General features: G+C 54.1%; 9 protein-coding genes. 6 read left to right on the top strand and 3 right to left on the bottom strand.

The genetic code is table 11. The annotated features are described in order from the left end of the window. Positions 1 to 51: 51 nt before the first annotated feature. From rluB to ABLV17_RS25120, 4 genes are all read left to right on the top strand, one after another. Positions 52 to 954, top strand: coding sequence for a 23S rRNA pseudouridine(2605) synthase RluB (rluB, locus tag ABLV17_RS25135; protein WP_045393170.1), 903 nt, complete (start codon positions 52 to 54; stop codon positions 952 to 954). 177 nt (positions 955 to 1,131) lie between these two features. Continuing rightward, positions 1,132 to 2,493, top strand: a complete 1,362-nt coding sequence (locus ABLV17_RS25130) for an MFS transporter (RefSeq protein ID WP_213316300.1) — start codon at positions 1,132 to 1,134, stop codon at positions 2,491 to 2,493. A gap of 18 nt (positions 2,494 to 2,511) precedes the next feature. Further along, positions 2,512 to 4,863, top strand: coding sequence for a glycoside hydrolase family 3 C-terminal domain-containing protein (locus ABLV17_RS25125; RefSeq protein ID WP_348854757.1), 2,352 nt, complete (start codon positions 2,512 to 2,514; stop codon positions 4,861 to 4,863). Between the two features lie 21 nt (positions 4,864 to 4,884). Continuing rightward, positions 4,885 to 5,859, top strand: coding sequence for an AraC family transcriptional regulator (locus ABLV17_RS25120; RefSeq protein WP_271032385.1), 975 nt, complete (start codon positions 4,885 to 4,887; stop codon positions 5,857 to 5,859). Here ABLV17_RS25120 and cobO read toward each other — a convergent pair. Continuing rightward, entirely contained in the window at positions 5,831 to 6,421 is a 591-nt protein-coding gene (gene cobO / locus ABLV17_RS25115) for a cob(I)yrinic acid a,c-diamide adenosyltransferase (RefSeq protein WP_015366219.1), read from the bottom strand. The two genes, ABLV17_RS25120 and cobO, sit on opposite strands and share 29 nt — an antisense overlap. Continuing rightward, positions 6,418 to 7,179 carry a YciK family oxidoreductase gene (locus tag ABLV17_RS25110; protein ID WP_087859373.1) on the bottom strand — a complete coding sequence of 254 codons (762 nt, stop codon included), beginning with the start codon at positions 7,177 to 7,179 and terminating at the stop codon, positions 6,418 to 6,420. The genes cobO and ABLV17_RS25110 overlap by 4 nt, the downstream gene beginning before the upstream one ends. A 251-nt stretch (positions 7,180 to 7,430) precedes the next feature. On the opposite strand from ABLV17_RS25110, the gene sohB reads away from it, so the two are divergent. Further along, positions 7,431 to 8,477: a protease SohB gene (gene sohB / locus ABLV17_RS25105; RefSeq protein WP_348854755.1), complete on the top strand. Its 1,047-nt coding sequence runs from the start codon at positions 7,431 to 7,433 to the stop codon at positions 8,475 to 8,477. 81 nt (positions 8,478 to 8,558) lie between these two features. Here the strand turns inward: sohB and ABLV17_RS25100 are convergent, their stop codons facing one another. Next, positions 8,559 to 8,810: a YciN family protein gene (locus tag ABLV17_RS25100; protein ID WP_015366222.1), complete on the bottom strand. Its 252-nt coding sequence runs from the start codon at positions 8,808 to 8,810 to the stop codon at positions 8,559 to 8,561. Positions 8,811 to 9,221: 411 nt separating this feature from the next. Between ABLV17_RS25100 and topA the strand changes: the two genes are divergently transcribed. After that, positions 9,222 to 11,819 (top strand): type I DNA topoisomerase, encoded by a 2,598-nt coding sequence (gene topA / locus ABLV17_RS25095; protein WP_045393156.1) that lies wholly within the window; start codon positions 9,222 to 9,224, stop codon positions 11,817 to 11,819. Positions 11,820 to 12,016: the final 197 nt, after the last annotated feature.

Genomic DNA, 12,016 nt, shown 5'->3' with positions numbered 1-12,016 from the left:
GTCGCCAAAGCATATCAGACGCCTGGGAAGGCGACACCTAAAGGAAGCTCTATGAGCGAGAAATTACAGAAAGTGCTGGCTCGTGCTGGCCATGGCTCCCGCCGTGAAATTGAAACTATCATCGAAGCTGGCCGCGTCAGCGTGGATGGTAAGGTCGCAACCCTCGGCGATCGCGTAGAAATCGTGCCTGGTTTGAAAATTCGTATCGACGGCCATCTTATTTCGGTAAAAGAATCTGCCGAGCAGATTTGCCGCGTATTGGCCTATTACAAGCCAGAAGGCGAACTCTGTACCCGTAACGATCCGGAAGGGCGCCCGACGGTATTTGACCGTCTGCCGAAACTGCGCGGCGCGCGCTGGATTGCGGTGGGTCGCCTTGATGTGAACACCTGCGGCCTGCTGCTGTTTACCACCGATGGTGAACTGGCGAACCGTTTGATGCACCCGAGCCGCGAAGTCGAGCGTGAATACGCCGTTCGCGTTTTCGGCCAGGTTGATGAAGACAAGCTGCGCCAACTGGCGCGTGGCGTACAGTTAGAAGATGGCCCTGCAGCGTTTAAAACGATTAAGTTCACCGGCGGTGAAGGGATCAACCAATGGTATAACGTCACCTTGACCGAAGGGCGCAACCGCGAAGTGCGTCGCCTGTGGGAAGCCGTCGGCGTTCAGGTCAGCCGTCTTATTCGCGTACGCTACGGCGATATTCTGCTGCCGAAAGGCCTGCCGCGCGGCGGCTGGACGGAACTGGATCTGGCGCAAACCAACTATCTGCGTGAACTGGTGGAGCTGCCGGCGGAAACCGAAAGCAAAGTGGCGGTGGAGAAAGATCGCCGTCGCATGAAAGCGAATCAGATTCGCCGTGCCGTCAAGCGTCATAGCCAGACCAGCGGCAATCCTCGCCAGGGTAATAACGGCAACCGCCGTTCCAGCACTCGCAACAAGACCAACGGCTAATGCTGTACGTTCCGGCGGTTCGCGCCGGAACGCTCCTCTTTTTCCCTTCGCTTGTGACATTTTTCACACTTTTGCATAAAGACAAGAAACAGGAATTACGCAGACAAATAACGCAAAGTGATGTTATTAGCGTCGCCATATACTGTCGGCACTGATTACAAAAACAGGTAGCCCGCAATGAGTACAACAACAAAGTTATCGGCAAGCTATGTGGTCATCGGCGTAAAAGAAAAGATAGGCTATGGCTTAGGTGATTTCGCCTCTAATTTATCGTTCGGTTTTGTCTCGTTATTCTTACTGTTTTTTTATACAAATATTTATGGCATCAGCGCGGTACAGGCGAGCCTGATCTTTGTGATCGCCCGGGTGATTGATGCAATATTTAATATTTTGATTGGTTTTGCAATTGATAAGACGCAGAGTAAATATGGCAAGCTGCGTCCCTGGCTATTATATGGTGCGATACCGTTAGGTTTTTTAACCGTGTTGTGTTTTGTGCCATTTGGCGGGGAAGCTAAATTTTATTTCGCGCTGGCTTCCTATACCATTTATTGCCTGGCATATACGGCGGTTAACACGCCTTATTCAGCATTGACCAACCGCCTGACGCAGCATGAAGCCTCGCGCTCGTCGCTGTCCGTGTACCGCTTTGTGTTGGCGATTGTCGGGTATCTGATTGTTTCCACAACCGCCGACTGGCTGATTTCGCCCTTTAACGACAAACAGATGGGCTATGTCTTTGCCGTTTCCTGCTTTGCGCTGTTAGCGACTTTTATGTTTCTTGCCTGTTTTGCCATGACCAAAGAACGAGTTGGCGAAGAGGATGAAATGAATGCGCCGACGCTTCGTGAAATGTTCCGTGCGGTATTAGGCAATGCTCCACTGATTCATCTGTCATTATTTACCGTATTTTTCTATATCGCCTATACCGTCTGGATGGCGATCGCCATTTACTTTATTAAATACATTATCGGCAGCGAAGGGTTTACCGCAACTTTCTTCATGATTCAATCAGGTGCTTATATCGTTGGAACCATCATTTCCGAGAAAGTGATTGCGCTGATAGGAAAAAAGAAAATGGCGCTTCTGGCGTTGTTAATTGGCGTGCTGGGGGTGCTGATGCAATATTTCATCGCTGGTAATAACCTGTGGCTGATAATGAGCGGTGTATGTCTTTACAGCATCACATTAGGTATGGGCTTTGTCGCCATGTGGTCGATGATTGCCGACACTGTCGAATATGCTGAATGGCATCACGGCGTACGCTCTGAAGGCGCAATCTACGGTTTCTTTAACTTTATCACCAAAATTGCGATGGCTATTGGCGGCGGTTGCGCGGGCTGGATGCTGGATCTCTATCACTATGATGCGGGTAATGTGACCAGCGATGCGATTAATGGCATCAATATTCTGATGACGCTCTTCCCCGGCGCGATGTTCGCTATCAGCGCCATCTTCGTAGCCTGCTACTCGTTGGATGAAAATACCTATCGCGATATCGTGCAAAAAATCAGCCTGCGTAAGCAAAACGCGCTTTAACCTCAAGGAGTCAGAGAGATGAATAATGATTTTAGTACCCTTATTGCCGCCATGTCGGTAGAGGAAAAAGTGGCGCTGCTGACCGGCAGTGGCCTGTGGCGTACGGCATCGTTGCCGCAGCATGGTATCCCCGATATCGTGATGACCGATGGTACCTACGGCGTGCGCTATAGCAGTGCGCAAATAGATGGCAATGAAAAGTGGAGCATGGATGACTTTATCTCGGTGATAACTCAAACCGCCGACCAGGCCAGCGCCGACGAGCCTGTAGCGAAGGGCGGCAGCGAAGCGTTGTTCAGCGCCTCGCTGCCGGCCACCTGTTTTCCGAATGGCTCCAGTCTGGCCTGTAGCTGGGATGTTGAACTGGTGCAGGAAATGGGCGCAGCGCTGGGACGCGAGTGTCAGCAGATGGGAGTGGGTATTTTATTGGGGCCGGGAATTAACATTCGGCGCACCCCGCTGGCTGGACGCGGCTATGAATACTATTCAGAGGACCCGGTCGTCAGCGGGGATATCGCCGCGGCGCTGATTAACGGCTTACAGGCCGAAGGCGTCGGCGCCAGTCTTAAACATTTTGCCGCCAATAACTCCGAGTATCGGCGAACCGAAATGGATTCGATTATTGAGGAGCGGGCGCTGCGCGAAATCTATCTCGCCGGTTTTCAACGAGCGATTGCCAAATCCCGGCCCTGGACGGTGATGTCTTCTTATAACCGTCTTAATGGCGTTCAAACATCGCAGGATCCGTTCTTACTGACCCAGGTATTGCGTGATGAATGGGGGTATGACGGTCTGGTGATGTCCGACTGGTACGGTATTAAAGACCGTCCGGCATCGCTGCTTGCCGGCAATGACCTGGCGATGCCGGAAACCAGGCGGGACAAACAAACCCTACTGGCGGCAATCTCTTGCGGCGAGGTTCCAATGCCGGTGGTAGACCGGGCTTGTTTGCGGATGCTTGAACTGGTCGATAAAGTGCAACGACATCGCCGGCCGCAGACGCGCGCTGACTTTGCCGCACACCATGCGTTATCGCAGCGTTTAGCGGCAGAATCCATCGTATTGCTGAAAAATGAACACAACCTGCTGCCGCTGAAGCCACACAAAACGCCGCGCATCGCGGTGATCGGTAAGCCCGCTCAGGAGCCGGTGATACAGGGCTCAGGTTGCGCCACCACGGTTCCCTATTTACTTGACCGTCCGCTGGATGAAATTTTCGATCTTGCCGGGGATGACTTTAAGGTCTCGTGGGCGCCGGGCGCGCCAGACGACAATCAAAGCGATGAGCAGGCTCTGGCGCAGGTGCGCGATGTCGCCGGTGCCGCCGATGTAGCAGTGGTTTTTGTCAGCACGGCGGTCGGTGAGGATGGCGAGAATGGCGATCGCCAGGATCTGAATATTCTGCCCGCGCATGAACGGCTGATCCGCGAGGTCGCTGCGGTACAGCCAAACGTGGTGGTGGTGCTGGCCAACAGCGACGCGGTGGTGATGCCATGGCTTGGCGAATGCCGGGCGCTGCTGGAAACCTTCTTCGCTGGACAGGGGATGGGGCGAGCCGTGGCTGAAATTCTGTTCGGTAAATGTAACCCCTGCGGTAAGCTGACCGTAACGGTGCCAAATACGCTCGAAGAGACGCCCGCCTGGCTACAGTATCCGGGGGAAAACCTGCGCCATCATTATGGCGAGGGATTATTTGTCGGCTATCGCTATTACGATAAACGCCGTCTTTCGCCGCGTTTCCCGTTTGGCTTTGGCCTGAGCTATACCCAATTCCGCTATGCCAATCTTTCGCTCTCCGCCTCGCGGCTTGCCGAAGGCGAAACCCTGCATGTAGCGTTTGATTTAACGAATATCGGCGACTGTGAGGGCAAGGAGATTGTACAACTGTACGTTGCGGCCCCGGAGGGAGAACTGATCCGCGAGGTTCGCGCGCTGAAAGCCTTTAGCAAAGTGTCTTTGCTGGCGGGAGAAACGCGTCGTGTCGCGCTCGCGCTGCCCGTCGCTGATTTAGCTTGCTATCATCCGGGGCTGGCGGATTGGCTGGTGACCCCTGGGCAGTGGCAAATCTACGTGGGCGCCTCGTCACGCGATCTTCCATTAACGGCAAGCGTTGAGATTGATTGCCCTGCGCGCTATGTACCGCTGCGCGACGACAATTCTCTCCAACAGCTTATTCAACAGCCGGAAGCCTTTGCCCGCGTGGTGGCGCTGATTTCGGCGAAAAGCGGCGTAGCGCCAGACCAGGTACGTGAAAAGCTTATCCGCCTGGCGCCGGATCTGTTCTGTGGTTTGCTCATTGCATTGACTGAATTCCTGGCGCTGGATATCGACCGCGATGAACTCAATGCCGTGCTGGCGGATCATCAATAACAAAAGTTCAGGAGGTAACCCGTGTTCCCGTTTTCAGTGACGCATCCTCGTCAGGTAACGCAAAGCGGGCAGCCGGCGACCGGTAGCGGTTATGAGCTGATCGCCTTCGACGCTGAGAAACTCAACGTTTTTGCCGCTGAGGTGCGCTACTGCGAACCTCACTGGCACCCGGCGCCGGAGCTTATCACCGTCCTTCATGGCGGTTTTACGCTGGCCGTCGGCCAGCGGGAGTGGCTACTACGCGAGGGCGATATGTTGTATATCAACGCGGAGGAAGTGCATTCACTCAGCGCGGAGATGGCTGGTAGCCAGCTGGTTACCGTACAGTTTTCGCCGGGTCTGTTTGATGAAATGCATCCCTCTCCGCGGCTGGAATGGTGCACCGCCGGGCGTGTTGCGCAGAATGCGGATTGGCAGGTGCGCCAGCGGCTCACGGCGCTGCTGCAACAGCTTGTCGATAACCGTACGCCATTCCAGCGTATCGCAGCGATATATTTGCTGCTTGATGCATTGGTGACGGCAGGCGAGCCGCAGGAGCGGGAGGAGAGTTCGCTACGCGAAGAGTCGATGATTAAAAAAGGCATCGATTATATTAATCTGCATTACGACCGGCCACTGACGTTAAGCGAAGTGGCCGAGCACAGCGGGATGAGCTATTCGTGGTTTTCCCGGCTGTTTAAGCGGGTGAGTCGTTACAACTTTAAAGAGTATCTGACCCTGGTACGGCTGAATAAGGCTCGTAATCTACTACGCGATACGCGCACGCCGATCACCGAAATCAGCCATAGCTGCGGTTTTCAGGAGCACAAATACCTGATAGCCGCCTTTAACAAATACTGCGGACTGACGCCGACCGAATACCGCAAACGCTTTGTTTCGCGGCAAAACGTCCTCGACCAGCAACTGGCGCTCGGCGAGGACTGTTTGTGTCTGCCGCTCAATAGCCAGCTCCTGGCCCGACTGGCGCTTAGTAATCAATCCCCATCTGCGCTTTAACCCCGGCGTCAAAGGCGTGTTTTACCGGGCGTAACTCGCTGACGGTGTCGGCTATCTCGATGATCTCGCGGTGGCAGCCGCGACCGGTAATCATCACCGTTTGATGCGCTGGACGGTTGCGCAGCGCCGTCAGCACCTCTTCCAGCGGCAGATAATCATAGGCCACCATGTAGGTAAGTTCATCCAGCAGCACCAGATCCAGGCTGTCGTCGGCCAGCATTCGGCGCCCGTGCTGCCAGACATCGAGGCAGGCGGCGGTATCGCTGTCGCGATTTTGCGTATCCCAGGTAAAGCCGGTGGCCATGACCTGAAACTCCACGCCGTGCGGCTCCAGCAAATTGCGCTCGCCGTTAGGCCAGGTACCTTTGATAAACTGCACCACGCCGGCTTTTTTGCCGTGTCCAACCGCGCGGGTGACGGTACCGAAGGCGGCAGTCGTTTTGCCTTTGCCGTTACCGGTAAAGACCATGATTAGCCCGCGTTCTTGCTGGGCGGCGGCGACCCGCGCATCGACTTTGTCTTTTACCCGCTGCTGGCGCTCGCGGTAGCGTTGATCGCTCATTGGGAGATCCCTGGTTTACGCCCCGGCTGGGCATCAAAGGTCATACCGGTTTTACGCCGGCTATCGTCGCCCATCAACCATAAATAGACCGGCATGATATCGGCGGGGGTTTTCAGTTTTTGCGGATCTTCGGTCGGGAAGGCGCTGGCGCGCATTTTGGTGCGAGTCCCGCCAGGATTGATACAATTTACCCGCAGATGACGGCTTTGGTACTCTTCGGCCAGAACCTGCATCATCCCTTCGGTGGCGAATTTAGAGGCCGCGTAGGCGCCCCAGTTGGCGCGGCCCTGGCGACCAACGCTGGAAGAGGTAAACACCAGTGAGCCGGAATCGGACTTGAGTAATAAAGGAAGAAGCGCCTGGGTGAGCATAAACGTGCCGTTAACGTTTACCTGCATCACCTGCTGCCATACCTCAGGATCCTGCTGATCCATCGGACATACGTCGCCGAGCAGGCCCGCGTTATGCAGTACGCCGTCAAGGCGCGGGTAGTGAATGGCGATTTTCTGCGCCAGCTGCTGGCACTCCTGCGGCGTGCATGTCAACAGGTCGAGAGTGAACCAGCGCGCGGCAATGCCGCCGGCCTGTTCAATTTCTTGCGCGACGGCGCGCAGCTTTTCTTCATTACGGCCGACCAGTACTACGCTTGCGCTGTAGCGCGCATAGGTGAGGGCGGCTTCGCGGCCGATGCCGTCGCTGGCGCCGGTGACCAGAATGATACGGTCTTTAAGTAGGTGATATTGCGGTTGATAATGCACGGCGACTCCTCTGCTGGCCTGCGTACGGCCACATCTTATTCGGTATCTTACTTTTGCGCTTTATGCCTTAAACGATTGATGATTGCAATCAGTCAAAGGGAAAGTCTTCGCAGAATTAATATCTTGCAACGATTTCATTGCGACAAAAAAAACGGGAATGCGCCTCGCAGCGCACGGAAAGCGCAGAGACTTGATGATAAAGGCTGATGTACACTGTGCGTCAACGTCAGTGCTTTACACAAGGTGAAAACGTGGAATTACTTGCTCAATACGGCTTATTTTTAGCCAAGGCTGCGACTATCGTCGTCGCCATTGCGGTTATCGCCGCCATAATCGTTAATCTGACTCAGCGTAAGAAGCAGCGCGGCGAGCTGCGGGTAACGAATCTTAGCGAGCAATATAAGGAGATGAAAGAAGAGCTGGCGGTGGCGCTGCTGGATGGCCCGCAGCAAAAACTCTGGCATAAAGCGCAGAAGAAAAAACATAAGCAGGAAGCCAAAGAGGCCAAAGCGCGGGCAAAATTGGGCACCGCGGAACCCAGCGGCAAGGCGCGTATCTGGGTGCTGGATTTTAAAGGCAGCATGGATGCCCACGAGGTAAGCGGTCTGCGCGAAGAAATCACGGCGGTGCTGGCTTCGGCGAAGGCGCGTGACCAGGTGGTGGTGCGTCTGGAAAGCCCCGGCGGCGTGGTTCACGGTTATGGTCTGGCAGCTTCGCAGCTGCAGCGCTTACGTGATAAACAGATCCCGCTGACGGTTGCGGTCGATAAGGTCGCTGCCAGCGGCGGCTATATGATGGCCTGTGTGGCGAACAAAATCGTCTGTGCGCCGTTTGCTATTCTTGGCTCGATTGGCGTAGTGGCGCAGATCCCCAACATCAATCGCTTCCTGAAAAACAAAGATATCGATATTGAACTCCATACCGCCGGGCAATATAAACGCACGTTAACCATGTTGGGCGAAAATACCGAGGAAGGTCGGCAGAAATTCCGCGAAGATCTCAATGAAACCCATCAGCTTTTTAAAGATTTCGTGCATCAGATGCGCCCGTCGCTGGATATCGAAAAGGTGGCGACCGGCGAGCACTGGTACGGCGTGCAGGCGCTGGAAAAAGGGCTGGCGGATGCGGTACAAACCAGCGATGAACTCCTGTTGAGCATGATGGATAACCACGATGTGATTAGCGTGCGTTACCAGCAGCGTAAGAAATTGCTCGATCGCGTTACCGGGAGCGCGGCGGAAAGCGCTGACCGTCTCTTGTTGCGCTGGTGGCAGCGTGGACAAAAACCGTTAATGTAATGAAGACAACGCGAGGCTGATACCTCGCGTTGCTGTTTCTGGCTGGCTTAAGCCGAGAGCCGGTCCATCAATGACTGGCGATTAATCGACCAGGTGATACTTATCTGACAACTCATGAGCGAGATACTTGAACATGTTGAATACGGCAGTGCTCTTCGCCGTCGGTAAACCTTGTTCATCAAGATAAAACTCGCCGCTGAACACCAAAACCCCGTTACGCTGAACGACGTTGGTGGCTTCAATTCCGGCTAACGTATCTTCATGATCGCGAATGAGTTGGTTGGCAATTTCAAGTAACGCCTGGCGTTCGATGGGTTGGGTTGTACCTTGCATAACTGACTCCTGTAGTTCTTCGCGGGTAGTCTACGCCGCGAGAGGGCAACGGGCAAATTTTCCATTGATTGTGCAGGGGGTAATTGTAACCGGCTAAGAAACATCACTTTACTGGCGGAGTTGGCTTTTGCATGCTAATAAAGTTGCGTAACGAATTTTATCAGGTACAGTGTGACGCTTTCAGCGATCTGGCAACAGATTTGCTTGACATTCGGCCAAAAATTCTTCGTGCTATGCAACCTGGCTCGCAAAAGCCAGCAAACTCAGCTATCTGGTTTTATGGATGTGAAACTGGGCGTGCAGAGGGTTGATATCCATCGACGTGGCCGCAACATATCAGGCACGTCGCTAGTGGATGGTGAATCAATGTGCGATGTATTCCTGGATGAATTAAATTAGGTAAAGGTGAATATGGGTAAAGCTCTCGTTATCGTTGAGTCCCCGGCAAAAGCCAAAACGATCAATAAGTATCTGGGTAATGACTACGTGGTGAAATCCAGCGTCGGTCATATCCGCGATTTGCCGACCAGTGGCTCAGCTTCCAAAAAGAGCGCCGACTCTACCTCCACCAAAGGGGCTAAAAAGCCTAAAAAGGATGAACGTGGCGCTCTGGTCAACCGCATGGGTGTAGACCCATGGCACGACTGGAATGCGCATTATGAAGTACTTCCGGGTAAAGAAAAGGTAGTTTCAGAACTCAAACAGTTGGCGGAAAAAGCCGACCACATCTATCTCGCAACCGACCTTGACCGCGAAGGGGAAGCCATTGCCTGGCACCTGCGGGAAGTTATCGGTGGTGATGAGCAACGGTACAGCCGCGTGGTGTTCAACGAAATCACCAAAAACGCGATTCGTCAGGCCTTTGAGAAGCCGGGCGAGCTGAATATCGATCGTGTTAATGCCCAGCAGGCGCGCCGCTTTATGGACCGCGTGGTGGGGTATATGGTTTCTCCACTGCTGTGGAAAAAAATTGCCCGCGGTCTGTCCGCTGGCCGCGTGCAGTCTGTCGCAGTCCGTCTGGTCGTTGAGCGCGAACGCGAAATTAAAGCCTTCGTTCCGGAAGAGTTCTGGGAGATCGACGCCAGTACTACCACGCCGGGCGGCGATGCATTACCGCTGCAGGTAACTCACAAGAATGACAAGCCGTTCCGTCCGGTTAACCGCGACGAAACCATGGCTGCCGTCGCGCTGCTGGAAAAAGCGCGATATAGCGTGCTGGAGCGCGAAGATAAGCCGACCAGCAGCAAGCCGGGCGCGCCATTTATCACCTCCACGCTGCAGCAGGCCGCCAGTACCCGTCTTGGCTTCGGCGTGAAGAAAACCATGATGATGGCCCAGCGTTTGTATGAAGCCGGCCATATTACCTACATGCGTACCGACTCTACCAACCTGAGTCAGGATGCGCTGAACATGGTTCGCGGCTATATCGGCGACAACTTTGGCAAAAAATATCTGCCTGAAAGCGCTAATCAGTACGCCAGCAAAGAAAATTCACAGGAAGCGCACGAAGCGATACGTCCTTCTGACGTGAACGTGATGGCGGAATCGCTGAAAGACATGGAAGCCGATGCGCAGAAATTATACCAACTGATTTGGCGTCAGTTCGTCGCCTGTCAGATGACGCCGGCAAAATACGACTCAACCACCCTGACGGTACAGGCTGGAGAGTTCAAACTGAAAGCCCGCGGTCGTACGTTGCGCTTTGACGGCTGGACGAAAGTGATGCCAGCGCTGCGTAAAGGCGATGAAGACCGTACGTTACCGGTGGTCAATCAGGGCGACAGCCTGAGCCTGGTGGAACTGACCCCAGCGCAGCACTTCACCAAACCGCCTGCGCGTTTCAGCGAAGCCTCGCTGGTGAAAGAGCTGGAAAAACGCGGCATCGGTCGTCCGTCCACTTATGCGTCGATCATTTCGACCATCCAGGACCGCGGCTATGTACGCGCCGAGAACCGTCGCTTTTACGCTGAAAAGATGGGCGAAATCGTCACCGATCGTCTGGAAGAGAACTTCCGCGATCTGATGAACTACGATTTTACCGCACAGATGGAAGACCGCCTCGATCAGGTGGCTAATCATCAGGCCGAGTGGAAACAGGTACTGGATAACTTCTTCGGCGATTTCACCTCCCAGCTACAAACGGCTGAGAAGGATCCTGAAGAGGGCGGCATGCAGCCGAACCCAATGGTGCTGACCAGCATCGACTGTCCGACCTGCGGGCGTAAAATGGGCATTCGTACTGCCAGCACCGGGGTATTCCTCGGTTGCTCTGGCTACGCGCTGTCGCCGAAAGAACGTTGCAAAACCACTATCAACCTGGTACCGGAAAACGAAGTTCTCAACGTGCTGGAAGGCGATGATGCCGAAACCAACGCGCTGCGCGCTAAACGTCGCTGTCAGAAATGCGGCACCGCGATGGACAGCTACCTTATCGATCCGAAGCGTAAACTGCATGTCTGCGGCAACAACCCGACCTGCGATGGCTACGAGATTGAAGAGGGCGAGTTCCGTATCAAAGGTTATGACGGCCCTATCGTGGAGTGTGAGAAATGCGGCTCTGAAATGCACCTGAAAATGGGGCGTTTTGGTAAGTACATGGCTTGCACCAACGACGAATGTAAAAATACGCGTAAGATCCTGCGTAATGGCGAAGTGGCTCCACCGAAGGAAGATCCGGTGCCTTTACCGGAACTGCCATGCGAGAAGTCCGACGCTTACTTCGTCCTGCGCGATGGTGCGGCGGGCGTTTTCCTGGCGGCAAACACCTTCCCGAAATCACGTGAGACGCGTGCGCCATTAGTGGAAGAGTTGTACCGCTTCCGCGATCGTCTGCCTGAAAAGCTGCGCTATCTGGCCGATGCGCCGCAGCAGGATCCGGAAGGCAATAAAACGCTGGTACGCTTTAGTCGTAAGACCAAGCAACAGTACGTCTCCTCCGAGAAAGAGGGTAAAGCGACCGGCTGGTCCGCCTTCTTTATCGACGGTAAATGGACTGAAGCGAAAAAGTAACCTTCTGAATGGGCCGCAATGCGGCCCATTTTCTCTCCTGTTTTCCTCGTATTACCGCCTCGTGGCTCCCACGTTATAACCGACTTATTATTTTTTGTTAGCATCTATACACTGTAGATATAAATGATATAGTGGTTATAGCGAATCACTTTTTTATTATCAAATCGTCTTATACATCATCGTTTTCAGGACGCATT

Source organism: Klebsiella sp. CN_Kp091, assembly GCF_040065095.1.
Classification (GTDB): Bacteria; Pseudomonadota; Gammaproteobacteria; order Enterobacterales; family Enterobacteriaceae; genus Klebsiella; species Klebsiella aerogenes.
This window is presented reverse-complemented; position numbering and strand designations above follow the sequence as displayed.

Bases quoted from the DNA above. Each gene is read 5' to 3' on its own strand.
- rluB (WP_045393170.1), top strand. From the start codon at position 52: ATGAGCGAGAAATTACAGAAAGTGCTGGCTCGTGCTGGCCATGGCTCC.
- ABLV17_RS25130 (WP_213316300.1), top strand. From the start codon at position 1,132: ATGAGTACAACAACAAAGTTATCGGCAAGCTATGTGGTCATCGGCGTA.
- ABLV17_RS25125 (WP_348854757.1), top strand. From the start codon at position 2,512: ATGAATAATGATTTTAGTACCCTTATTGCCGCCATGTCGGTAGAGGAA.
- cobO (WP_015366219.1), bottom strand. From the start codon at position 6,421: ATGAGCGATCAACGCTACCGCGAGCGCCAGCAGCGGGTAAAAGACAAA.
- ABLV17_RS25100 (WP_015366222.1), bottom strand. From the start codon at position 8,810: ATGCAAGGTACAACCCAACCCATCGAACGCCAGGCGTTACTTGAAATT.
- topA (WP_045393156.1), top strand. From the start codon at position 9,222: ATGGGTAAAGCTCTCGTTATCGTTGAGTCCCCGGCAAAAGCCAAAACG.